Here is a 22,434-nt window from a genome sequence, read left to right as displayed (position 1 = left end):
TTGTTTTGAAATAGTTTATTAGTTTGAAATACACTATATTACAAAAAGAACGGTCATTCAACCAATTTTTTTAAAATTTAAAATAGTTAATCCCGAAATTAAATACACAAAAAAAACACAATAGGCCCACCCTATTGCGTTTTTATAGTTAATCAATAATATAGCCTAGTGATCGCAGACTATTATGCATAAAGTCTTTTGTTAATAAAAATACTTCTTCCCGTTCAAACTCAAAAAATAAACTACTCAAGCATTCTGGCCACTCTTTGAATTGGAAACTTTTCGAATTTTGTTGCACAAGCCATTGTCTAGAGGCAGTTGTATCTGTAATTTTATCACGCCCACCTGTCATGACAAGTAATGGAATGGAAGAAATCTTTACTTCAGGGTCTTTTAACATTTTTAATAACTGTTGAAGCTCACGATACCATTTTACTGTCACAACGGTGTTAAATGGTATTTCATCCTTCATTTCACCATACACTTCAAAATTACGTGTTAATTGATTATGGGTAATATCATGCGTTAACTTTACACTTGATGTAATAGCACTTAAACTTGATAACGCTTTGGATAGTTTTCCTGGTTCCAATTTTAGTTGCAACCAAGGTGACACCATAATGAGACCTGCACATTCCACTTTATTGCGGTATACAGCACGTGCTGCAATTGTAGCACCCAGCCCATTTCCAATAATAAATACCGGCAAATTATCGGTCTGAGCGACTTCTACTAATTGTTTTGCATATGTGTAGTACTCACTAAAATCTTCATCATGATAGCGATGATTTTTTGTTTGTACACCATGCCCCGGTAAATCTCCCATGACAACGTGAAATCCTGTGCTGCGCAATTTTTCAATCAGCCACGCATACCATGCATAATGCTCATAAGCGCCATGAAAAATAGCAACAACCGCTTTCGGCTGCCCCTCAGCTTCCCATTTCCACATTGGACTTCCTCCTAAAACTCTCGTTCATTATGTTTAAAAAGTGTGAAAGTAACTGCTTCTCCATCATTTTCGCTACCTCCATTGTCTAACCTCATTCGACACGAATGCTTATCTCACACTTTAACTAGAAAATAGTCATACTTTTTTGCCTTAACCAATTGCGCCTCGGCGTAATTGCGTCCGGATTCGGCTTTGTGCTTAAGGCCCACAGGATGTGGGTCAGTCAGCTGTTACCGCACGATGCGGTGGTTTTAAGCTGACTTCCTCTTAAGAACTCCATTCCGAATCCGTGACATCCGCCAGAGGCTTGCACTTCTTTCAGTGTGTTTGAACACCTACTGAAAGAAGTGCAAAAGTTTATTTATTTCGTTTCATATATTTGATACGATAATGATATATATTAGCTTGAAATGAGGAGATTGAATATGATTTACCCTTATAAAGATAAAAATCCGAACATAGACCCATCCGCATTTATTGCTGATTATGTGACGATTACTGGTGACGTTACTATCGGAGCAGAAACATCAATTTGGTTTAATACATCGATTCGGGGCGATGTGGCGCCAACTATTATTGGCAATCGTGTAAGTATCCAAGACTTAAGTTGCTTGCACCAAAGCCCAAACAACCCTTTAATTATTGAAGATGAAGCAACGATTGGCCATCAAGTAACATTACATGGCTGTGTTGTACGTAAACGCGCATTAATTGGCATGGGTTCGATTATTTTAGATGGTGCTGAAATTGGCGAAGGCGCTTTTATTGGTGCCGGTAGCTTAGTCCCTCCAGGCAAAAAAATCCCACCAAATACATTAGCGATGGGACGTCCTGCGAAAGTCGTGCGTGACATTACGCCTGAAGATCGCGAAGATATGGACCGCATTATTCGCGAATACGTTGAAAAAGGACAGTTCTATAAATCACTTCAAAAATAATACATTGAACAGATGATAAAAGACTAATATGTCTCATTTTATCAAAAAATTATTAAATATTCATTAAATAATGGTCAAATGACTAGATAGTAACATATCCAAATAAAAAATGGGCGTTTTACGGACGCCCATTTCTTTATTGAAGTGTTTTGACTAATTCGTTGAAAACACCTTTATATGTGATATTTAGTTCCTCTAAATATTCCACGGTCTTCATTGCTTCTGATTGAGTGAGTTTGTCTTCACTGTCGCTGAATTCATATGTTGACGTAGTTTGTCCCCATGGTTCACCCGTTGCTGGGTTAACCCATCTGTCCCCTAAATCTTCAAGTCCATTTAACATCGAAACCGCTGCTTTTTTATATTTTTCATCATTCGTTACTTTATAAGCCTCAAATAACACATTCATTTTTGAAATGATCTGTTTTAATGAAGCATGTGATTTTTTCACCTCTTCATTCTTCCGAAGCGCCATATAATCTGTAATATAGTAACCATTTCTTGTATGAATCACATTTCCTCTAGCTCTCTGCGCAACTAAAAAATCCGCATAGTCAAGCATGGCACTACTTAATGCCTCATCTTGTAATACAACTTGTGTATCGTATAAAAATTGATGTATCACTTCATTTTCTTGCGCATTAATATAAGGTGCTTGTATATTATACTGTTCCTTTAAAAGACCGCTTGTATACTCTGTGACAAATGCATCTTGCTTACCCGATTCTTTATACTCTACTAGCTTATTCACTAAAACAACTAACAGATTGTAGTAGAAGCGTTCTTCTGTTTCTTGATAGCGCTCTAAAATCGCATCATTCGCCATATTGAATACGTTTCTGCCGTATACATTTTCCAAAGCTGGCTCAGTATCCTTATGTAATTTTGACATCGCACCATTTATTGTTAACCATTTTATGGAGCTGTGCTGCTCTGCATTCGATTGTTCTTTATATGCTGTTGCATTACTTTCATTTTCAAAAAGCGGCTCTGCTGAAATCATCATCCAACTTTCCGAAATATCGTTTTTAGCCGTTGTCTTCATTGAGAAAGGAATGACTAATGCTCCGTCTAATTGCTCGACTTCTCCAAACTGATTTTCTTCTATTAACTGTCGTACTTTTGAAACATTTCCAGTATCATTTTCTTCAGTAACTTTTTTAGATACATAGTTATGGGAAAGTAGCATTGATTTCGTTAAATCATTTGCTGTATATACATTATAAATTCCTTTCACATTGGTCGTCACATCTCCCCAATAAGCTTCATCTGTGGATACATACGCCTTTGCCATCATATCGAACTTATCATAGCGATCTGTTCCTTTAACCGTTAAAGTAACTGGTAAATCCATTTGCTTGCCACTCGCATTGATAAACTCAAAAAACAAGACCTTATCGCCATTATCTATGACTTTCTCGACAATTTTTAATGTCCCTGCTAGAAAAATACCTTGTCTTACTTTATAGATAGAAGTGTGATCAGATGAATGAATTTTTTCTTCCTGAGAAACTGTCACTTCTTTTAATTTAAAACCGTCAATTTCTAATTGAATGGCTGTATTATCGATTTCGATTTGCTGAACCGTTCCATATGTACCACCATAGATGATCGCAGCTACTAAAACAATTGCTGTCGCTAGTATTAAGCCGATTTTTTTTATATTCATAATTTCCTCTCCTTCTATGCTCTCTATTATAAAGGAGAGCTTAGTTCATTACCAACCTTACCCTGTTTATTTTTTACACTATTAGTTATTTTATAATAGCAATGACAAATTACCGCATCTGTTTATATAAATAGAAAATTTTCTAATTTAGCATCTACTCCTTAGAAAGAGCCTTTATAGAGAAAGGCCCTTTTATCAACCACTCCACTAAATAGAACTTATACCATATTTTAATATTTGTATAATAAATACCTCTAACTTTTTCACTTTAAATTAAAAACAAGCCGCCACATTTGTGACGGCTTTTACCTTATTCCCTGCAAAGAAATGGTATGGTTTATAATCCTGCTTTTTCGCGTAACAGCTCGGCTTTGTCTGTTTTTTCCCATGGTACATCTAAATCTGTACGACCGAAATGACCATATGCCGCTGTTTGCTTGTAGATTGGACGACGTAAATCAAGCATTTGAATAATGCCTGCTGGGCGTAAATCAAATAATTCGCGTACCCATTCTACCATTTTACTTTCTTCTACTTTCCCTGTGCCAAATGTGTCAACTGCGATTGATACTGGACGCGCTACGCCAATTGCGTATGCAAGTTGTACTTCTGCACGATCTGCTAAACCAGCTGCTACAATATTTTTCGCTACATAACGCGCTGCATATGCTGCTGAACGGTCAACTTTTGTTGCATCCTTACCAGAGAATGCACCGCCACCATGACGAGCATAACCACCGTATGTATCCACGATAATTTTACGGCCTGTTAAACCAGCATCTCCTTTTGGTCCGCCAATTACGAAACGACCAGTTGGGTTGATGAAGTATTTTGTATTGTCATCAATTAACTCCGCCGGTACAACTGCATGAATCACAAGTTCTTTTACATCTTTTTGGATTTGCTCTAATGTTATATCTTCATCGTGTTGTGTAGATAATACAATTGTATCCACACGTACAGGCGTATTGTTTTCATCATATTCTATAGTTACTTGTGTTTTACCATCTGGACGAAGATATGATAGCTCTCCAGATTTACGTACTTCTGTTAAGCGACGTGCTAATTTATGCGCTAAGCTAATTGGCAGCGGCATAAGCTCTGGTGTTTCATTGCATGCATAACCAAACATTAAACCTTGGTCACCAGCACCAATTGCTTCAAGTTCTTCGTCAGACATTGAGCCTTCACGTGCTTCAAGTGCTTGGTCCACACCTTGTGCAATGTCAGGTGATTGTTCACCAATTGCAACTAATACAGCTAAATTTTCAGCGTCGAAGCCGTACTTACCACGTGTGTAGCCAATTTCTGCTACTGTATCACGCACAATGCCTTTAATATCAACATACGTTGAAGTTGTAATCTCACCAGATACTAATACAAGTCCTGTTGTGACAGTCGTTTCACACGCTACACGTGCATTAGGATCTGCGGCTAAAATCGCATCTAAGATAGCATCTGAAATTTGGTCACAGATTTTATCTGGATGCCCTTCTGTTACACTTTCTGATGTAAACAGTCGACGGTTTGTCATTTGTTTTCCTCCTAATAATTGCCCTGCGCAAAGACGCAATATTGATACGGTACTCATTACCCATGTAAGTCTACCCGTACGGATTGAAACTCAAGCCCGTTGCTAACTTTTACACGAGGATTTAGAAAAGCATTATAATAATGAAAAAATTCCATATACTGAATTTTTTCTTATAAAAACAAAAAACCCTTTCACTCATTCAGCGAGCGAAAGGAATTAACTTTTCGTTACCTTTCACTCTTATCGTTCAAGGAATATGTCCTTGCATCAGGTTGGCACCAACACGTTACGTTTATACGTATTGCAGGTTGCCGGGCTTCATCGGGCCTTGACCCTCCACCAACTCGGGATAAGAGTATCCGTTCAATTTCCCATATTACGAAATTTGTTTTATTATGTCAAACGTTTTATAATCGTTTTAGGAATTATAAAAAATTCACAAAATAAATTAAGAATTAGTATAGATTATTAAAAGCAATGTGTTATACTATTTTTGAATTAAGAATAAACTGCCCTTATCTAAGGGAACTATATAAAAAAGGATGGTATTTAATCGATGAATTCAGTAGAAATCAACAACGAACTGAAGGATTTATTAAGCGGGACAAATGTACAAGTACAACTTTCTGTACCACAATTAGTTGAAAAAGCAACTTCACGCGGTGAAGCTACATTAACAGTTGACGGCGCATTACGTGCTGAAACTGGTAAATATACAGGTCGTTCACCTAAAGATAAGTATATGGTCGAAGAAGAAGGTTCAAAGGATAAAATTGATTGGGGAAAAGTAAACCAACCGATTTCAGCTGAAATTTTCGACAACCTATACGTAAAAGTGGTTAACTACTTAAAAGAGAAAGACGAGTTATTCGTATTCAAAGGATTTGCAGGAGCTGACAAAGACTCTCAGCTATCAATTCAAGTTGTAAACGAGTATGCTTGGCATAATCTTTTCTGTCATCAATTATTCATCCGTCCAACAGCTGAAGAATTAGCTGCTCATGTAGCTGATTTCACAATCGTTTCAGCTCCATCTTTCAAAGCTGATCCTGCTGTTGATGGTACACAATCTGAGACTTTCATCATTACGTCAATGGAAAAGAAAATCATTTTAATCGGTGGTACGGAGTATGCTGGTGAAATGAAAAAATCCATCTTCGGTATTATGAACTACTTATTACCGGAGCAAGGTATCTTCCCAATGCACTGTTCTGCAAACGTTGGTGAAGCTGGCGACGTAGCATTATTCTTTGGTTTATCTGGTACTGGTAAAACAACTTTATCAGCTGACGCTGACCGCAAATTAATCGGTGATGATGAGCACGGTTGGTCTGACAATGGTGTATTCAACATCGAAGGCGGATGTTATGCAAAAACAATCAACCTTTCTGCCGAAAAAGAGCCAGAAATTTACAACGCTATTAAATTCGGTGCTGTTTTAGAAAACGTAGTAGTTGATCCAGAAACACGTGTATGTGACTACGATGACGGCTCATTAACTGAAAACACTCGTGTAGCGTATCCAATCGACTACATTGAAAATATCGTAACACCATCTGTTGCAGGTCACCCAAAAACAATCGTATTCTTAACTGCGGATGCTTTCGGTGTGTTACCTCCAATCTCTAAATTAACAAAAGAGCAAGCAATGTATCACTTCTTAAGTGGTTTCACTTCAAAATTAGCTGGTACAGAGCGTGGCGTAACAGAGCCAGAACCAGTATTCTCTACGTGCTTCGGTTCTCCATTCTTACCACTTCCAGCAACAGTGTATGCTGATCAGCTAGGGAAGAAAATTGACGAGCACGGTTCACAAGTATTCTTAGTAAACACTGGCTGGACTGGTGGCGAGTACGGCGTAGGTTCTCGTATGAAGCTTTCTTACACACGTGCAATGGTTCGCGCTGCTATCGAAGGTAAATTAAACGATGTGGAAACAATTCAAGATGGCGTATTCGGATTAAACATCCCTGTAGCTGTTGAAGGCGTTCCAACAGAAGTATTAAACCCACGTGATGCTTGGGCTGACAAAGCAGCATACGATAAAAAAGCAGCTGAGCTTGCTGAGTTATTTAGCAATAACTTCAAAAAATTCACAAATGTTGACGAAGCAATCGTGAAAAAAGGCGGCCCATTAGCTTAATTTCTTATTACGAGTGACATAACGTTTTTTTAAACTTTATATCATAGATGCGGCTATGCAATAATTGTGCATAGCCGTTTTTTATTTATTTTAGAAATAGCGCCAGAAAGCAATAAAAAGCAACCTCACTAAGAAGTTGCTTTTTTCTTCATCCATTGACAAAGCGCTTGCACAGTTTCTCGATTTAGCTTAGGTGGATAATGATGCTTTAACCCGAAAGAATACCACGTTTCTACAAGCTTCCCAGCATCTTGCAAGCAAAATTCCAATTGATATGCATGCTCTATATCCACATGTTGATCACTCGTTCCATGAATGATTAACACTGGCGCATCAATTTGATCTACATCATAAAGCGGCGTTCGATCTTCATAACGCTCAGGTACTTTATTTGGTGTACCACCAATAATTCGCCGAAGTCCCCTACGCATGTCAACACGATCCCAATAGGTTGCTGCGGCATCAGATACACCAGCCCACGTTACAACAGAGGCAATATCATCACGTAAAATTGCTGTCCACATTGCCATTAAGCCGCCACGCGAAAAACCGTATACATGCACTTGCTTGCACGTAACAAATTGCTTTAATACATCTACTCCATACACCGCATCAAATCGATCATTACCAGCAAACTCATCTCGTCCCTCACCACCGCGATTTCCTCTGTAATAAGGAGCAAATACAATAAAACCTTGTTGCGCAAATTGAGCGATTCGTGCAGGTCGCACCATTCCGACTGTTTGTAAGCCGCCACGTAAATATAACATGGCTTCTGGATTTTTTATATTGGTCGGTCTTGCTAGTAATCCTTTGACCCGTAACCCACAAGACCAGTATGTAATTTCATCTAGCCGAATAGTAGGATTCGGAGATGGATATTTGCGCATGGATGCTATTTTACCATTGTCGCACATGTGTTTTCACTTCCTGTAACATCTTTTTCATGCCATCATCACGCATATAAAAGCTTAAATTAGGATGCGCTCGTAATTCTTCTTCCGTTAACCAATGCCTTGCAACGGTTTCGAACTCACCTACGAACGTCTCAATCGCTTCCACACGCGCTGTAAAAACGGCCTTACAAAATGGTACTTCGTCATGTACGATATAATACGCAAACCATTTGGCATCAGTGACTTTTACTTGTGTTTCCTCATACACTTCACGAATTGCTGCTTCTATCAATGTTTCGCCTTCCTCTTGCTTTCCACCTGGAAACTCGACACCGCGCCTAATATGCTCTGTACAAAGCCATTTATCTTTATATTTTACAATCGCTAAAACATGTCTTGGTTCGACTTCAAATGGGCCTTCGTCAAAACGTAAGTCCACACGTAAGCCATTTTCATCTATAAATGTAAACATCCCTTCAACTCCTCACTAATGTAAGTGTAGCGAAGGGACGTGAATGCTTCAACTAAAATAAGGTATTTGTTCAACAAATTCTTTTGCTTCCTGATCCCCAAATTCATGTATAAGGGCATAGATCTTCTTATAGCGACTGTCAATGTCATGATTCAATTCATCCATATGATAGGGAATAAAAGGTAAATGTGCCCGAAACATATTAGACCCCTCGAGCTGATGAATTTGCTGAAATAGCTTTTGAAATACCCGTGCTTTATATGGCTCTAATTCAATTTTAAAATTATACGGCCCTGCTGGATCTGTTGTACATGTTAAATGTACGATAGAGACATAATACGTTTGTTTTTCCATCCTAATCACCTCTACAGTAGTATAAATAATATATATAAAATTTATACAAAGGGGCTGGTGGCATTTTGATGTCACCACCGCAGGAGCAATATTTCTTAATGGATAATTATTAAGGAGTAAAAGAGTGTCCAGAAAGTAAAAACTTTCTGGACACCCCCATACGCTAGCCTGTAAACCGTAATTTAATTGCCTAAGAACGCTGAAAGCATCCAAGCATGTTTTTCTAAACTTTGATAATTCGCATTTAATAAATCTTCTGTACGATCATCGCCTTCTGCTGCTGCACTTTCCATCGCTTCTTTTAAAGCTTTCATGACAATTTTAAAGTCATCGATCGTTATTTGCACCATTTGCTCGGCTGACTCATTACCTTCTGCCTCTTTTACATGAGAAAGCACTAAATGCTCTTTCATTGTTGCAACTGGCTTACCGCCTTTAGATAAAATGCGTTCCGCGATTTCGTCTAAATTTAATGTTACTTCGTTATATAATTCCTCAAATTTTGTGTGTAATGTAAAGAATGACGGACCGTTTACATACCAGTGATAATTGTGTAACTTCGTGTATAACACTGACCATGTTGCTACTAATTCGTTTAATTGGTTGTCTAATGATTTGTTTGCCATAGTATCACCTCATAAAGTATATTGAAAACTGTTATCAATTACTAGTATACCCATTTTTCTATCATTTAAAAATGTATATTTTTAGAACTTTTCTCGTGCAATATGTGTTCACTAGATTGTTGCACAAAAAATAGCCTAAAACCGTTATAATAAAATCGAGGTGAATACTACTATGAGTCTTCCTATTATCCTAATAGTAATCGTATCCATTGTCGGTACGTTCTCTTTCTTTTTAATTTGGATTGCAAAACAAAAAGGATTTTCAACAAAACAAACGGTGGATCCTATGCCAACACAAACTGTACAGAAAGCAGAGGATAAATAATGAAATATCCTTTTATTTGGCTCATTCAATTGTACCGTAAATTTATTTCACCCATGACGCCTCCTTCTTGTCGATTTCACCCGACTTGCTCAAGTTATGGACTCGAGGCATTTCAAAAACACGGTGCCATTAAAGGCTTCATTTTAACAGTTATACGCATATTAAAATGTCAACCACTTCATCCAGGTGGATTTGACCCCGTGCCAGAAAAATGGCCTTCGAAAAAAAAATAATTTCGAAGGTTATTTTTTATTGTTTTTTAAAGATAATTCGTGTATGATTATCATTGTTAAATCGTAATAATTACAATTAAGAGGTGAACATCTTGAAGAAGTACCTATCAATCTTCTTACTAGCAATGATTGCTATCATACTCACTGCTTGTGGTGAAGATGACAACACAGCATCAAAGGAAGACACAACGAACCAAACAGATAAATTATCTATTTATACAACCGTTTATCCCCTACAATACTTTGCTGAACGCATTGGCGGTGAATATGTAGAGGTATCATCTATCTACCCTCCTGGAGCCAATGAACATACATTTGAACCAACGCAAAAAGACATGATGTCTCTAGCTGATGCTGATATTTTCTTCTATATTGGCTTAGGACTTGAAGGCTTTGTCGATAATGCGAAAAAGACATTAGCGAATGAACACGTTACATTAGTAGCGACTGCTGATCATGTAAGTGAAGACAAGCTACACATTTCAACTGGTCATGTACATGCTGAGGGGGAAACACACGAAGAGGAAGAAGGACATGATCATGAAGGCGAAGAAACAAACCATATTTTAAATGATCATGCACACGATGACCATGACTCTCATGTATGGTTATCGCCTATTATTTCTCAAGATTTAGCAGCGGTTATTAAGGATGAATTAGTGACAGTCATGCCTGAGCAAGAAGCCGTATTTACCGAAAACTACGAAACACTTGTAACAGAATTAAATGCATTACATGCTGAATTCGAAACAATGGCAGCTGAAACGACAAAGAAAACATTTTTCGTATCACACGCAGCATTTGGCTATATCGCTGGTCATTACGGCTTTTCACAAGTACCGATTGCAGGTCTTAATTCGCAAAGTGAACCATCGCAAAAAGAGTTAACGGCTATCGTCGACTTAGCAAAAGAAGAGGATATTAAATACATCTTCTTCGAGCAAAACGTTTCTTCGAACTTAACAGAAGTGATTCAACAGGAAGTCGGTGCTGATTCACTTATTTTACACAATTTAAGTGTATTAACTTCAGACGACATAAAGAATGGCGAAACATATTTCACATTGATGACAAAGAATATGGATGCGCTAAAAACAGCGCTTCAATAAACAAAAAGGGTGTCTAGAAAGAAAACTTTCTGGACACCCTTTCGTTGATAAATATCCCCTAAGAAATATTATAAAATATCCTTCAACTTTCTTCTTAAGAGCTTATTAGAGCCGTTGCGAGGTAGTGTATCTATAAACTTGATATTCTTCGGTAATTTGTATGACGCTAATCTTGCTTGACAAAAATTCAGTAAATGTTCTTCTGAAATCGGCTGCTTCACGACAACAAATGCTACCGGTACTTGCCCCCAAACGTCATCGTCCATACCACAAACCCCTGCTTCCTTTACATTCGGATGCGCCATTAATACATTTTCAATTTCTGCTGGATAAATATTTTCTCCGCCAGAAATGATTAAATCTGAACGGCGATCGATGACATATAAATAACCTTCTTCATCTAAATAACCAATATCCCCTGTTTTTAACCAGCCATCCTGCGTTGCCGCGCGCTCTGCAAATTTTCCGATATACCCTGGTGTCACATGTGGTCCACGAATACAAATTTCCCCTTCTTCTCGCGGCTTTGTTACACCCTCAATTTTAATGTGATTAAAAAATAAAGGTTTACCTGCTGAACCAATTTTTCGCATCGCATCCTCATTACTTAATGTGGCCGTTTGCGATGATGTTTCTGTCATTCCATACGTTTGAGCAACACGTAAATGTAATTTAGCAGCACGTTGTAAATAATCAACTGGTACTGGTCCTCCCCCAAGTAACATCGTTGTAAAGTTTGGATGTGCTACTAGCCCACTCTCCTCCATATACGTAAGGATACGTTCAAGCATGACCGCAACAACAGACATTTTCGTTACCGACCCTTGTACAATCTCATTCGCACACTTTGCTGCATCAAATTTTTCATATAATCGAACGGTCATACCATATAACAAAGAGCGTATTAATATGGAAAATCCGCTAATATGAAAAATTGGAACTGTACAAAGCCAAACGTCATCTTCTTTTAACCCTAGATTAAGTGCCGAGCTAATCGCACTGGCACTATGGTTTTGTACCGTTTGGCGTACTCCTTTTGGGAAACCAGTTGTGCCAGACGTATACATAATCGAAATAGTTGTCGTGTCGTCCCATTCTTGTGCGATGTTAATCGGTGTTCTTTCTGCGGTTAAAACAGTATTAAACGTAAGGATGCGTGCATCTGCCTGAAGTTTATGTAGTTCCTGTTCATGCACAAGAATTGCCTTTACTTGTGCATCCTCAATTTGATACTGTAATTCATGCTCAGACAATCGGCCATTTAAAAAGACCATTTCAAGCTGTGCTTGCATGCAACCGTAAATCATCATAATCAGCTCTGGTCTAGAAGGCGCTAAAATGGCAACACGATCACCCTGATTTACATGAAATGTCGCTAATTTCTCTGCCATGCATATCGCTTCTTGATAAAGTTCTTGAAATGTCCATTGCTGTTCATCAAAACTTAACCCGATTCGATTAGGCGTTAAATAACTTCGCTGAGCTAACCAATTTGGTTGCATCGTCCTTCCTCCCACTACAATGTAAAAAAGCGCTACTCGTTTCGCGCCTCTTACTGTCCAACTTTGTATATACTAAATGCATCTTTTCCATGTTCTTTTATATTGTATAGCGCTTTATCTGCATATCGCAATATTTGTGATGCCGTAAATGTTGAGTTATCACATATTGCGACGCCAATACTTGTTGTGATTTCAAGATAAGTTTGTTGAATGAATAAACCTTGTCTTACTCGTTCATTGATTCGATATGCAATATTGCTTACTTGCTCCTCATCAATAAAATCTGTAAGTAATATAACAAATTCATCTCCACCTAGTCTTGCTACAAGCCCCTTTTTTCCTATAGTTTGTTGTAATCGTGCCCCATACTCAATAATTACCTGATCACCAATTTCATGGCCATATGAGTCATTAATTTGTTTAAAATTATCGATATCTAATAGTAAAACAGCAAATGAAATATGCTGTTCATTCAGCCTTGTAAATGCCCTCGTTAAATGTTCTCGGAACATACGACGGTTTGGCAAATTTGTTAAAGGATCATGATATGCCAAATACTTCAGTGTTTCTTCTTGTTGACGTTCTCTTGAAATATCGCGTATGACTAATAACACATGTAAGAAATGACCATTCATATCGTAAACGGCTTTTCCTTTAATCTCAGTCCAAATCCACATAAGCTTTTGATGACGCATCTGTATTTTTAATGCAAATGGCTTACGTTTTTCAATAGTAGCATGAAACTTGTTCGTAAACTCTTCCACATCGTCCGGATGAATATAAAAACCTACTTCTTGATGTTCAAAAGTCGTATAGTCAAAACCAAACATTTCTTTACTTGATGGAGAGACATACAAATAATTTTGATGTTGATCCATTAATATAAGTACATCTTGAATATTCTCAGCAATTTTTCGATAATTAAATTCACTCTCTAAATAGCGTTCTGCGATTTTATCTAACTCACTCATATTTTTAACCGTTAAAAAAAAGCCAATAACCTTTTCATGTTCTATCACTTGATTTAAACGCATTAAACACCCAATTTGTGTGTTCGCTTTCGTAATTAATCGAAAACGTGCATCTGTAAAATCGATTTCCGTAAATGATAAATGGTTACTATTGTCTGGCGGTTCATTCACAATAATCTCTAAAAAATTTCGGTTCAAAAGTTCTTCCTTTGTATAGCCTCCTAATGTAAGAAAAGCAAGATTGGCATCCACAATATAACCGCCTTTATTCAAAAGCAGGATGCCATCTGTATTACACTCAAAAAGGGATATTAAGTAAGATTCTAATTGTCTATCTAAAATTACTTTCCTCATTTCCTTACGCACCTTTAGTTCACATTTCCTATCTTTGTTCTATTATATTATTATATCTTATCATAATTATGAGACTATATAGTAGCAGTAAGAAACAAGAATTTTTACCAAAATAAAGAAAAACAACTTGTACTACTATAGCACAAGTTGTTTTTTGAGTTTATTTTTATGGGAAACGAGGGAATTGACCGAAGTCTGGCTTACGTTTCTCTTTAAATGCATCGCGGCCTTCTTTTGCTTCATCTGTTGTGTAGTAAAGAAGTGTTGCGTCACCAGCCATTTGTTGAAGACCCGCTAAGCCGTCTGTATCTGCGTTCATCGCAGCTTTTAAGAAGCGTAGCGCAGTTGGAGACATTTCTAGCATTTCTTCACACCACATAACCGTTTCATCTTCTAAACGATCATATGGTACTACTGTGTTTACTAAGCCCATTTCAAGCGCTTGTTGTGCATCATATTGACGGCATAAGTACCAAATTTCACGCGCTTTTTTATGACCAATAATACGTGCTAAATAGCCTGAGCCATAACCAGCATCAAATGACCCTACTTTTGGTCCAGTTTGTCCAAAGCGAGCATTGTCAGCTGCAATTGTTAAGTCACATACTACGTGTAATACGTGACCGCCACCGATTGCATAACCTGCAACCATGGCAACTACTGGTTTAGGAATCACACGAATTAAACGTTGTAAATCTAATACATTTAAGCGTGGAATCTCATCGTCTCCTACATAACCGCCATGACCGCGTACTTTTTGGTCGCCGCCTGAGCAGAATGCATGCTCACCTTCACCTGTTAAAATAATGACACCGACGTTTTTATCGTCACGTGCACGTGAAAATGCGTCAATCATTTCCGTTACTGTTTTTGGACGGAAAGCGTTACGCACTTCTGGACGGTTAATCGTAATTTTTGCGATTCCGTTGTAGAACTCATACTTAATATCTTCGTAAGTATGTAATGAAGTCCATTGACGTGTTGTCATGGTATAGTCCCCCTACTTATTTTAATGAAATTGTGTCCTTTACTATTGTAGCAAACTCTGTGGGATTTTCCACATGAATTGCGTGCCCCGCATTATTTACTGTTAAATGACGTACTTTCGGGATGACCTGTGCCATTTCCCAGGCAATACTTACAAATTTTTCATCTAATTCTCCTGTAATGAGTGTTACTGGCATCAACAACCTATGCAATCTATCCCATACTGACGGCATCATACCGGTTCCGATACCACGCAAACTGTTGGCTAATCCTTGAGCGCTTTGATTTAGCCTCTCTGTCCGTATTGCCTGCTGAACACTTAATGGCAATTTTTTTTGAGAAGCGAATAGTTGAATATTCTCCCACTCACGAACGAAATTGACAACGCCAGCTGCTTCAATCTTTTGTGCTAATTTGTCATCTGCTTCTTTACGTGCTTTTCGTTCTTCCTCTGTTCGCAGACCCGGAGAAGCACTTTCTAATATAAGTTGGCGTACCCGCTCAGGATATTGAATGGCGTAGCTAAGTGCAATACGTCCCCCCATTGAATAACCAATAAGTGTAAAATTTTGTATAAACAATCGACAAAAAACTTCTTCAAGAACAGCTAATTGTTGCTCCATTGTATATAACATAAAATCATTTGGACTCTCTGTTTTTCCATGTCCCATACAATCAATAGCGACGATTCGATATTGAGGCAATTTTTGCGCCACTTGCGCCCACGTGTTCGTTGAACCAGTAAACCCATGCAACATAACGATTGTCTCTACTTGTTCATCATGCCACGTTTCTACATGCACATCTATTCCTAATGCAGTTACGGTAGCCATGCATCGAACTCCTCATTAATCGCTTGCCATAGCTTGCGATGTGTGACAACATTTTCAGCACGATTTGTAAATACTTCAATTAAACGAACTGGCTTTTCATTCGGTACATAAATCGCTTCAACAAATGCGGCTGGTTCTGTCACTTTCGTATAATGCAGATCATACATCACTGCAATCTGTTCAAACGTTAAACCCGTCGGTGTACCAAATAAATCTTCGTAATGATGCTCCACGCTGGATTGTGGTAAATAAGAGAATATACCGCCACCATCATTATTCATAACAATGATTGTTAGCTCACAATTTTGATAACGCGTTGCTAAAAATGCATTACTATCATGTAAAAATGCTAAATCACCAATGAGTAGATAAGTGTGGCGACTATTCCCCGCACTATAGCCAAATACCGTTGAAACGACACCGTCAATCCCATTTGCTCCACGGTTTGCAATAATGTGAATATCTTTTTCTGAAGGTGTATAGAACGTATCAATATCACGAATCGGCATACTACTCGAAGCAAATACATCACTCGCTTCTGGCAGGCATTGTAGCATCTTGCCAACAAGTGCTCCTTCATCCTGCTCTCGCTCAATGTAATGTTCAATATGCTTCATCGCTATTGCCTGTGCCTGCTGCCATAATGCTAAGTATGACGCTTCCATACGACTTTCAATTGTTAAATTGCCGAATGCATGATCAATTTTGGCATGAATAAAGGCCGTAGCGGTACTTGTAGAATCACGGAACATCGGATCTTCATCCACAACAATATAGTGTGCTGGCATGGACTCCGTAATAAACATCGATAAAAACTTTGATACCGGTTGTGCGCCAAAACGAATCACTGTATCCGGACATGCTGCTTTTTTGAATGTTGCATTTTTCAAAATCGCATCATATGTTGAAATCACATATGGTTTACAGTCTTCTGGGACATTGCCGCGCATATTGGAAAGACTCTCAACCATCACAGGCCATTTTGCGCGTCGAATCAACTCCCATAAATGATGGACATCTGTATTTAATGGCAACTCACCGACAATGAATACACCTTTTTGGGATTGAGTAATCCTTTTTTCTAACACGCTTTTTGCCTCATCACTTAAAGAGTAAGGATTAAGTATATTCCCTTGGTAACGAAGCGTTGGCAAATCGCAAAAATCCACAAGTAACGGTTCACGGAACGGGATATTCAGATGAACAGGTCCAAATGGTGCACTCATGGCAATGGCAACAGCCCGTGCTGTATGGCGTTCAATAAATGGTAATGTTGGCTTTGCATCATCTGGAATCGGAAATTCAGCAAACCACTTTACTTGCTCACCATATAAGTGAATTTGATTAATAGCTTGTGGAGCCCCTACTTCACGTAGTTCGTGTGGTCGGTCCGCTGTAATGACAATTAGAGGAACACGCGCATACTTTGCCTCCACAATCGCAGGGAAATAGTTAGCAGCCGCTGTCCCTGATGTACATAACAATACAACGGGTTTTCCTGCCCTTTTTGCAAGACCTAATGCAAAAAAGGCAGCCGCACGCTCATCTACCTGACGAAACACCTCAATTTCTTTCGTATGTGCAAATGCATAGGCAAGAGGTGTCGAACGAGAACCCGGACTAATCACCACTTGCTCTACACCGTTTTGTACTAAGCTAGCAACGATTGTATATACATAGTTTGATAGTATTTCACGTTCACTCACTTAACTTTCCTCCTAAAGCACGTAACATCGGACGGAATTTAACTAACGTCTCCTCATATTCTGATGCTGGTGTAGAATCTTCGACGATGCCGCCTCCTGCATATAAAAAGGCACGATTCCCAAGTAATGCAGCTGAACGAATAGCGACAGCAAATTCTCCATTTCCATCGGCATCTACCCAGCCAATCGGTGCTGCATATAGCCCTCGGTTCATCGGCTCATAGCGTCGAATTATATCCATTGCCTCTTTACGCGGTACGCCGCCAAGGGCTGGTGTAGGGTGTAAATTCTTCACAAGCTGCAGGATGGTTGCCTCTTCATTTAATATCCCTTCCACAGGTGTATATAAATGTTGAATATCACGAATTTTAAGTAGTTTTGGTTGTTTTGGTACTTTTACATTCGTACAGTTTTGCTCAAATGTTTCGGTAATCATTTCTACTACATAATGATGCTCCCCACGATTTTTCACATCATTTAACAGTGACCAGCCTAATGTCTCATCTTCCTCTACTGTATGACCACGACGGATGGAACCAGCAATACATGATGAGAATGCTCGTCCTTCCTCTACCTTGACTAAACGTTCAGGTGATGCACCAAAGAACAACATCTCCTCGTGCTCTAAGCCAAATAAATAGCTTTCAGGCTGTTCATGAATCACATGCGATAAAATTTGAGAGGACGCAACTTCCTCTTCAAATTGCAATGCTAATGAACGAGCAATTACTACTTTTTGTGCCTCTTCCGCTTTAATATGTGCCGTCACTTGCTCAATGGAGTGCAAGTATTCCTCTTTATAAGGCTCCTGATAGCTTGTCATCATAGGCTTAACGTATGTTTTTAATTCTTTCACTTGCGCAGCGTGAATTAAGTGATCGCGCTCTTTACGTAATTGTTCAAAGGCTTGTGAACTATTCTCTTCGTCCGTAATATAATGAATACTCACATATGCTTTATCATCTCGAATAATTAACTGAAACGTTGCTACTGCAAAAAAGCTTTGTGGAAATGTTGACCATTCCCCTCCTATCTCATTTTGTGGATCAAATGTAAATCCACCAAATAAAATCGGTTGTAAATCCTCTTCCTTCACAATGTTCTTCGTTAATTGTTTCCATTCTTGCTCTACTTTATCAAAACGCACTTGTCCTGCATTGTTTTCAATTGTATAAGCGTGTCCTAATCCTACTAAGGTAAAAGTTTTCTCCCGATTTTGCCAAAAATATCGTTTGCCCTTGTATTTCTCACCAGCAGCAAAAAAGGCCAGAGCAGATAATCGGCTTACCTCCATTGTTTCCATATAAAAATGGTGCTTTGAGTTCAAAGAGCCCACTTCTACTTCAGTGGCATTGTACCACTTATGATGCATGAAAATTACCTCCGTCTTTGCAATTTAAACTCAAGAAATAAGCTTTGATTGCTATCGTACATTTTACAAAATTTCTATACTATCATATCACTTTTTCGCTTAAATCTGTATGAGAAAGGCACGACTCTACCTTTTTTCTTATTGTTCGTATAAAATAGAACAGTATAGTTTAGTTGAAGGAGAGAAATAATATATGACCAAAGTCATTGAAGCGGATAGGGGCTTTAAAGTATGGTGGCATTTAACACGTCCACATACATTAACAGCTTCATTCGTACCTGTTTTTTTAGGGACAACCATTGCATTAACGGTTGAGGGAGAACCCATTCACTTCCCATTATTTTTTGCTATGCTTATAGCCAGTATGCTCATTCAAGCAGCAACAAATATGTTTAACGAATATTATGACTATAAATTAGGACTGGATAATGAAAACTCCGTTGGCATTGGTGGCACAATTGTTCGCCATGGTGTCGCACCGAGTACCATTATGGCCATTGCGCTCAGCTTTTATGGAATTGCTGTACTTCTAGGGATTTATATTTGTGCCATGAGCTCCTGGTGGTTAGCAGCTGTTGGCTTAGTATGTATGTTAATTGGTTACTTATATACAGGTGGACCTTATCCAATTGCCTATTCGCCATTCGGGGAACTTGTATCCGGTGTAGTCATGGGCATGGGGATTGTATTAATTGCTTTCTTTATTCAGACCAATACAGTAACACTTGAAGCAATTTTATTATCGGTGCCTAGTATGATTTTAGTCGGCGCCATCATGCTCTCAAACAACATTCGCGACATTGTTGGTGATACAGAAGGCGGTCGCAAAACGATGGCGATTTTAGTTGGTCGTCATAATGCCATTTATATTCTTTCCCTATTTTTCATCGTATCGTACCTATGGATTTTAGGTTTAGTTATTATTGAAGATATTACGTACTGGGCGCTGATTGTATTGTTTAGTATTCCAAAACCGATAAAGGCTATTGATATTTTCCGGCATAAAAAAGAGCCGCTTGAAGTCATGCCTGCAATGAAATTTACTGCTCAAACAAATACAATCTTTGGCTTTTTACTCGCTGTCGGTTTATTAATTAATTATTTTATTTTTTAACGTATTTCTAAAAAAGTATCCTATCCAATAAAAATTTTCTATATGCTGATACGCTAATTAAAGCGTCCCGAAACAGGTTATCGGGACGCTTTTCTATTCGTTTCTTCATCTGTATTCAATAGAAATAATACGGAATATCCTTATTTTAGTTGCCCATAATAGACAATGGCATCTGCTAAAAATTGCGTTGCGCCTTTATTAACACGTGAATCATAATAATCTGTAAAGCGTTGATCGGCTATATACATTTGCGCCAAACCAATATGGGCTTCTTTTGTATATTTCGGCCAGTAAAAGCTAAGCCAACGCTTATGAAGCTCTGCCACTTCCACCGCAATATCTGATTGCACATCGCCCTCTTCCATAGCTTCTTTTAATCGCTCTAAAAGCATTTTTTCGAGCTGCTGAGCTGCTTCATATTGTTCCTCTGTCATGTTCTTCACCATGCCATAAGAAGCCTTTACCGACTCGTTCTCGTACTTTTCACGAATTTCTGCTCCATACTTTGCCTCGTTTTCATCGATTAGCTGTTGTTTAAATACCTCAAACTTTTGCTCGTTACTCATTGTTATTCCCTCCTCAATTGATTGAATTGTCATTATCACTGTTTCCAGTAATTCCGTTATATGACGCTGTTTTTGTTGCAGTGTTCGCTGATGATAGCGTAAGCTTTCGAGTTGCTCAAAACCTTCCGCATCTAAAACCGCTTTAATTTGTGCAAGCGGCATATCCAATTCACGATAAAATAATATTTGCTGTAAGCGATCAACATGCCCTTGATTATAAACCCTATAACCTGTGTCTTCCTTCTTCATTGGAATAAGCAAACCGATCTGGTCATAATAACGGAGTGTCCTTGTGCTTACTCCTGATAGCCTCGCCAGCTCCTGAATATACATAACTCACCTCTGCTTTTAATATAAGGCTTTACGTAACGTAAAGGTCAAGTAGTATATTTCTCTATTGGTTAACACCCCAGCAATTATTATGGAAACAAAAAAAAGCCTGAAACGATGATATATCGTCTCAGACTTTTATGATGACCCGTACGGGATTCGAACCCGTGTTACCGCCGTGAAAGGGCGGTGTCTTAACCACTTGACCAACGGGCCAATTTTAAATTGATATGGCGGAGAAGGAGGGATTTGAACCCTCGCGCCGGTTACCCGACCTACACCCTTAGCAGGGGCGCCTCTTCAGCCTCTTGAGTACTTCCCCATAAATGGCTCCGAAGGTAGGACTCGAACCTACGACCAACCGGTTAACAGCCGGTTGCTCTACCACTGAGCTACTTCGGAATAATATATATGGTGGGCCTAAATGGACTCGAACCATCGACCTCACGCTTATCAGGCGTGCGCTCTAACCAGCTGAGCTATAGGCCCCTTCGGCTTTTTAGTTAGTGGAGCGGGTGATGGGAATCGAACCCACGACATCAGCTTGGAAGGCTGAGGTTTTACCATTAAACTACACCCGCATAAACAATGGTGGGTCAGGACGGAATCGAACCGCCGACACTTAGAGCTTCAATCTAATGCTCTACCAACTGAGCTACTGACCCATATAAATGGCGGTCCCGACCGGGATCGAACCGGCGATCTCCTGCGTGACAGGCAGGCATGTTAACCGCTACACCACGGGACCTTTTGGTTGCGGGGACAGGATTTGAACCTGTGACCTTCGGGTTATGAGCCCGACGAGCTACCGAACTGCTCCACCCCGCGATAATAGTATGTTTGCTGAAGTTTTATTCTAGTTCACCATTTTCTTTTGAAATCAAAATGGCGGAGGAAGAGGGATTCGAACCCCCGCGCGGTTTAACCCGCCTGTCGGTTTTCAAGACCGATCCCTTCAGCCGGACTTGGGTATTCCTCCGTTTTACTATTCATATGGTGGACCTTACAGGACTCGAACCTGTGACCGGACGGTTATGAGCCGTCTGCTCTAACCAACTGAGCTAAAGGTCCTTTAGGATGGCTACCGAGGGAGTCGAACCCACGACCTTTCGGGTATGAACCGAATGCTCTAGCCAGCTGAGCTAGGTAGCCAGGATCTTTATAAATAATTTGGTGGAGCCTAGCGGGATCGAACCGCTGACCTCCTGCGTGCAAGGCAGGCGCTCTCCCAGCTGAGCTAAGGCCCCAAAATAATCAGTTGATATCAGGTTAAGGATGGTCGGGAAGACAGGATTCGAACCTGCGACCCCTTGGTCCCAAACCAAGTGCTCTACCAAGCTGAGCTACTTCCCGTACTTTTTTGGCGCGCCCGACAGGAGTCGAACCCATAACCTTCTGATCCGTAGTCAGACGCTCTATCCAATTGAGCTACGGGCGCTAATTTTTTT

The 22,434-nt window shown here is 39.2% G+C and carries 20 protein-coding genes, 14 tRNA genes and 1 riboswitch; of the genes, 6 read left to right on the top strand and 28 right to left on the bottom strand.

Annotated features, from left to right (window positions below; translation table 11 throughout):
- Window positions 1-148: 148 nt before the first annotated feature.
- Window positions 149-952 (bottom strand): alpha/beta fold hydrolase, encoded by an 804-nt coding sequence (locus AAGS61_RS05405; RefSeq protein ID WP_391368409.1) that lies wholly within the window; start codon window positions 950-952, stop codon window positions 149-151.
- Window positions 953-1,377: 425 nt separating this feature from the next.
- On the opposite strand from AAGS61_RS05405, the gene AAGS61_RS05400 reads away from it, so the two are divergent.
- On the top strand, window positions 1,378-1,890 hold the full coding sequence (locus tag AAGS61_RS05400; RefSeq protein WP_391368407.1) for a gamma carbonic anhydrase family protein: 513 nt from the start codon (window positions 1,378-1,380) through the stop codon (window positions 1,888-1,890).
- A gap of 136 nt (window positions 1,891-2,026) precedes the next feature.
- On the opposite strand, the gene AAGS61_RS05395 is transcribed toward AAGS61_RS05400, so the two are convergent.
- On the bottom strand, window positions 2,027-3,559 hold the full coding sequence (locus tag AAGS61_RS05395; protein ID WP_391368404.1) for a hypothetical protein: 1,533 nt from the start codon (window positions 3,557-3,559) through the stop codon (window positions 2,027-2,029).
- Between the two features lie 337 nt (window positions 3,560-3,896).
- Window positions 3,897-5,093, bottom strand: coding sequence for a methionine adenosyltransferase (metK, locus tag AAGS61_RS05390; protein ID WP_391368401.1), 1,197 nt, complete (start codon window positions 5,091-5,093; stop codon window positions 3,897-3,899).
- A gap of 237 nt (window positions 5,094-5,330) precedes the next feature.
- A riboswitch (SAM riboswitch) is annotated at window positions 5,331-5,449 on the bottom strand.
- A gap of 200 nt (window positions 5,450-5,649) precedes the next feature.
- Here metK and pckA point away from each other — a divergent pair.
- Window positions 5,650-7,236, top strand: a complete 1,587-nt coding sequence (pckA, locus tag AAGS61_RS05385; protein WP_391368399.1) for a phosphoenolpyruvate carboxykinase (ATP) — start codon at window positions 5,650-5,652, stop codon at window positions 7,234-7,236.
- 128 nt (window positions 7,237-7,364) lie between these two features.
- On the opposite strand, the gene AAGS61_RS05380 is transcribed toward pckA, so the two are convergent.
- The 4 genes from AAGS61_RS05380 to AAGS61_RS05365 all read right to left on the bottom strand — a co-directional run bounded on the left by AAGS61_RS05380 (window position 7,365) and on the right by AAGS61_RS05365 (window position 9,584).
- Window positions 7,365-8,153 carry an alpha/beta hydrolase family protein gene (locus AAGS61_RS05380; RefSeq protein ID WP_391368396.1) on the bottom strand — a complete coding sequence of 263 codons (789 nt, stop codon included), beginning with the start codon at window positions 8,151-8,153 and terminating at the stop codon, window positions 7,365-7,367.
- The gene (locus tag AAGS61_RS05375) at window positions 8,137-8,604 is read right to left on the bottom strand and encodes an NUDIX domain-containing protein (protein ID WP_391368393.1); all 468 of its coding nucleotides are present in this window, start codon (window positions 8,602-8,604) and stop codon (window positions 8,137-8,139) included. Before AAGS61_RS05375 ends, AAGS61_RS05380 begins: the two co-directional genes overlap by 17 nt.
- 48 nt (window positions 8,605-8,652) lie before the next feature.
- Window positions 8,653-8,958: a transposase gene (locus AAGS61_RS05370; protein ID WP_391368390.1), complete on the bottom strand. Its 306-nt coding sequence runs from the start codon at window positions 8,956-8,958 to the stop codon at window positions 8,653-8,655.
- Window positions 8,959-9,140: 182 nt separating this feature from the next.
- Window positions 9,141-9,584, bottom strand: coding sequence for a Dps family protein (locus AAGS61_RS05365; protein ID WP_391368387.1), 444 nt, complete (start codon window positions 9,582-9,584; stop codon window positions 9,141-9,143).
- Between the two features lie 172 nt (window positions 9,585-9,756).
- Here AAGS61_RS05365 and AAGS61_RS05360 point away from each other — a divergent pair, with 172 nt between their 5' ends.
- From AAGS61_RS05360 to AAGS61_RS05350, 3 genes are all read left to right on the top strand, one after another.
- Window positions 9,757-9,909, top strand: a complete 153-nt coding sequence (locus AAGS61_RS05360; RefSeq protein ID WP_391368384.1) for a hypothetical protein — start codon at window positions 9,757-9,759, stop codon at window positions 9,907-9,909.
- Window positions 9,909-10,142: a membrane protein insertion efficiency factor YidD gene (yidD, locus tag AAGS61_RS05355; protein ID WP_391368381.1), complete on the top strand. Its 234-nt coding sequence runs from the start codon at window positions 9,909-9,911 to the stop codon at window positions 10,140-10,142. Before AAGS61_RS05360 ends, yidD begins: the two co-directional genes overlap by 1 nt.
- A 92-nt stretch (window positions 10,143-10,234) precedes the next feature.
- Window positions 10,235-11,251 (top strand): metal ABC transporter solute-binding protein, Zn/Mn family, encoded by a 1,017-nt coding sequence (locus AAGS61_RS05350; RefSeq protein WP_391368378.1) that lies wholly within the window; start codon window positions 10,235-10,237, stop codon window positions 11,249-11,251.
- 68 nt (window positions 11,252-11,319) lie between these two features.
- Here the strand turns inward: AAGS61_RS05350 and AAGS61_RS05345 are convergent, their stop codons facing one another.
- The 6 genes from AAGS61_RS05345 to AAGS61_RS05320 form a co-directional block, all read right to left on the bottom strand.
- Window positions 11,320-12,753, bottom strand: a complete 1,434-nt coding sequence (locus tag AAGS61_RS05345; RefSeq protein WP_391368375.1) for an o-succinylbenzoate--CoA ligase — start codon at window positions 12,751-12,753, stop codon at window positions 11,320-11,322.
- Between the two features lie 50 nt (window positions 12,754-12,803).
- Window positions 12,804-14,078 carry a diguanylate cyclase domain-containing protein gene (locus AAGS61_RS05340; protein ID WP_391368372.1) on the bottom strand — a complete coding sequence of 425 codons (1,275 nt, stop codon included), beginning with the start codon at window positions 14,076-14,078 and terminating at the stop codon, window positions 12,804-12,806.
- A gap of 166 nt (window positions 14,079-14,244) precedes the next feature.
- Complete coding sequence (menB, locus tag AAGS61_RS05335) at window positions 14,245-15,066, bottom strand: 1,4-dihydroxy-2-naphthoyl-CoA synthase (RefSeq protein WP_391368369.1); 822 nt, start codon at window positions 15,064-15,066, stop codon at window positions 14,245-14,247.
- A gap of 16 nt (window positions 15,067-15,082) precedes the next feature.
- Complete coding sequence (menH, locus tag AAGS61_RS05330; RefSeq protein ID WP_391368366.1) at window positions 15,083-15,898, bottom strand: 2-succinyl-6-hydroxy-2,4-cyclohexadiene-1-carboxylate synthase; 816 nt, start codon at window positions 15,896-15,898, stop codon at window positions 15,083-15,085.
- Window positions 15,886-17,604, bottom strand: a complete 1,719-nt coding sequence (menD, locus tag AAGS61_RS05325) for a 2-succinyl-5-enolpyruvyl-6-hydroxy-3-cyclohexene-1-carboxylic-acid synthase (protein ID WP_391368363.1) — start codon at window positions 17,602-17,604, stop codon at window positions 15,886-15,888. The genes menH and menD overlap by 13 nt, the downstream gene beginning before the upstream one ends.
- On the bottom strand, window positions 17,597-18,976 hold the full coding sequence (locus AAGS61_RS05320; RefSeq protein ID WP_391368361.1) for an isochorismate synthase: 1,380 nt from the start codon (window positions 18,974-18,976) through the stop codon (window positions 17,597-17,599). Before AAGS61_RS05320 ends, menD begins: the two co-directional genes overlap by 8 nt.
- A gap of 193 nt (window positions 18,977-19,169) precedes the next feature.
- Between AAGS61_RS05320 and AAGS61_RS05315 the strand changes: the two genes are divergently transcribed.
- Entirely contained in the window at window positions 19,170-20,090 is a 921-nt protein-coding gene (locus tag AAGS61_RS05315) for a 1,4-dihydroxy-2-naphthoate polyprenyltransferase (RefSeq protein ID WP_391368358.1), read from the top strand.
- Window positions 20,091-20,230: 140 nt separating this feature from the next.
- Here the strand turns inward: AAGS61_RS05315 and AAGS61_RS05310 are convergent, their stop codons facing one another.
- From AAGS61_RS05310 to AAGS61_RS05240, 15 genes are all read right to left on the bottom strand, one after another.
- Window positions 20,231-20,989: a MerR family transcriptional regulator gene (locus tag AAGS61_RS05310; RefSeq protein ID WP_391368355.1), complete on the bottom strand. Its 759-nt coding sequence runs from the start codon at window positions 20,987-20,989 to the stop codon at window positions 20,231-20,233.
- Window positions 20,990-21,130: 141 nt separating this feature from the next.
- A tRNA-Glu gene (locus tag AAGS61_RS05305) sits at window positions 21,131-21,202 on the bottom strand.
- Window positions 21,203-21,217: 15 nt separating this feature from the next.
- A tRNA-Ser gene (locus tag AAGS61_RS05300) sits at window positions 21,218-21,308 on the bottom strand.
- 5 nt (window positions 21,309-21,313) lie between these two features.
- Window positions 21,314-21,388, bottom strand: a tRNA-Asn gene (locus AAGS61_RS05295).
- A gap of 10 nt (window positions 21,389-21,398) precedes the next feature.
- A tRNA-Ile gene (locus AAGS61_RS05290) sits at window positions 21,399-21,475 on the bottom strand.
- A gap of 18 nt (window positions 21,476-21,493) precedes the next feature.
- A tRNA-Gly gene (locus AAGS61_RS05285) sits at window positions 21,494-21,567 on the bottom strand.
- Window positions 21,568-21,575: 8 nt separating this feature from the next.
- Window positions 21,576-21,651: transfer RNA gene (locus AAGS61_RS05280), tRNA-Phe, on the bottom strand.
- Between the two features lie 7 nt (window positions 21,652-21,658).
- Window positions 21,659-21,734 (bottom strand) — tRNA-Asp (locus AAGS61_RS05275).
- A gap of 3 nt (window positions 21,735-21,737) precedes the next feature.
- Window positions 21,738-21,814: transfer RNA gene (locus tag AAGS61_RS05270), tRNA-Met, on the bottom strand.
- A gap of 58 nt (window positions 21,815-21,872) precedes the next feature.
- A tRNA-Ser gene (locus AAGS61_RS05265) sits at window positions 21,873-21,965 on the bottom strand.
- A gap of 15 nt (window positions 21,966-21,980) precedes the next feature.
- Window positions 21,981-22,057 (bottom strand) — tRNA-Ile (locus AAGS61_RS05260).
- Window positions 22,058-22,064: 7 nt separating this feature from the next.
- Window positions 22,065-22,138 (bottom strand) — tRNA-Met (locus AAGS61_RS05255).
- A gap of 19 nt (window positions 22,139-22,157) precedes the next feature.
- A tRNA-Ala gene (locus AAGS61_RS05250) sits at window positions 22,158-22,233 on the bottom strand.
- 29 nt (window positions 22,234-22,262) lie between these two features.
- Window positions 22,263-22,339, bottom strand: a tRNA-Pro gene (locus AAGS61_RS05245).
- 8 nt (window positions 22,340-22,347) lie between these two features.
- Window positions 22,348-22,424, bottom strand: a tRNA-Arg gene (locus AAGS61_RS05240).
- Window positions 22,425-22,434 lie beyond the last annotated feature (10 nt).

Origin of the sequence: Lysinibacillus sp. KU-BSD001 (genome assembly GCF_042920265.1) — a bacterium.
In the GTDB taxonomy this organism is placed as follows: Bacteria; Bacillota; Bacilli; order Bacillales_A; family Planococcaceae; genus Lysinibacillus_B.
The sequence above is the reverse complement of the archived record's forward strand: the minus strand, read 5'-3'. Positions and strand labels throughout refer to the sequence as shown.

Bases quoted from the DNA above. Each gene is read 5' to 3' on its own strand.
- AAGS61_RS05405 (WP_391368409.1), bottom strand. From the start codon at position 952: ATGTGGAAATGGGAAGCTGAGGGGCAGCCGAAAGCGGTTGTTGCTATT.
- AAGS61_RS05400 (WP_391368407.1), top strand. From the start codon at position 1,378: ATGATTTACCCTTATAAAGATAAAAATCCGAACATAGACCCATCCGCA.
- AAGS61_RS05395 (WP_391368404.1), bottom strand. From the start codon at position 3,559: ATGAATATAAAAAAAATCGGCTTAATACTAGCGACAGCAATTGTTTTA.
- metK (WP_391368401.1), bottom strand. From the start codon at position 5,093: ATGACAAACCGTCGACTGTTTACATCAGAAAGTGTAACAGAAGGGCAT.
- pckA (WP_391368399.1), top strand. From the start codon at position 5,650: ATGAATTCAGTAGAAATCAACAACGAACTGAAGGATTTATTAAGCGGG.
- AAGS61_RS05380 (WP_391368396.1), bottom strand. From the start codon at position 8,153: ATGTGCGACAATGGTAAAATAGCATCCATGCGCAAATATCCATCTCCG.
- AAGS61_RS05375 (WP_391368393.1), bottom strand. From the start codon at position 8,604: ATGTTTACATTTATAGATGAAAATGGCTTACGTGTGGACTTACGTTTT.
- AAGS61_RS05370 (WP_391368390.1), bottom strand. From the start codon at position 8,958: ATGGAAAAACAAACGTATTATGTCTCTATCGTACATTTAACATGTACA.
- AAGS61_RS05365 (WP_391368387.1), bottom strand. From the start codon at position 9,584: ATGGCAAACAAATCATTAGACAACCAATTAAACGAATTAGTAGCAACA.
- AAGS61_RS05360 (WP_391368384.1), top strand. From the start codon at position 9,757: ATGAGTCTTCCTATTATCCTAATAGTAATCGTATCCATTGTCGGTACG.
- yidD (WP_391368381.1), top strand. From the start codon at position 9,909: ATGAAATATCCTTTTATTTGGCTCATTCAATTGTACCGTAAATTTATT.
- AAGS61_RS05345 (WP_391368375.1), bottom strand. From the start codon at position 12,753: ATGCAACCAAATTGGTTAGCTCAGCGAAGTTATTTAACGCCTAATCGA.
- AAGS61_RS05340 (WP_391368372.1), bottom strand. From the start codon at position 14,078: ATGAGGAAAGTAATTTTAGATAGACAATTAGAATCTTACTTAATATCC.
- menB (WP_391368369.1), bottom strand. From the start codon at position 15,066: ATGACAACACGTCAATGGACTTCATTACATACTTACGAAGATATTAAG.
- menH (WP_391368366.1), bottom strand. From the start codon at position 15,898: ATGGCTACCGTAACTGCATTAGGAATAGATGTGCATGTAGAAACGTGG.
- AAGS61_RS05320 (WP_391368361.1), bottom strand. From the start codon at position 18,976: ATGCATCATAAGTGGTACAATGCCACTGAAGTAGAAGTGGGCTCTTTG.
- AAGS61_RS05315 (WP_391368358.1), top strand. From the start codon at position 19,170: ATGACCAAAGTCATTGAAGCGGATAGGGGCTTTAAAGTATGGTGGCAT.
- AAGS61_RS05310 (WP_391368355.1), bottom strand. From the start codon at position 20,989: ATGTATATTCAGGAGCTGGCGAGGCTATCAGGAGTAAGCACAAGGACA.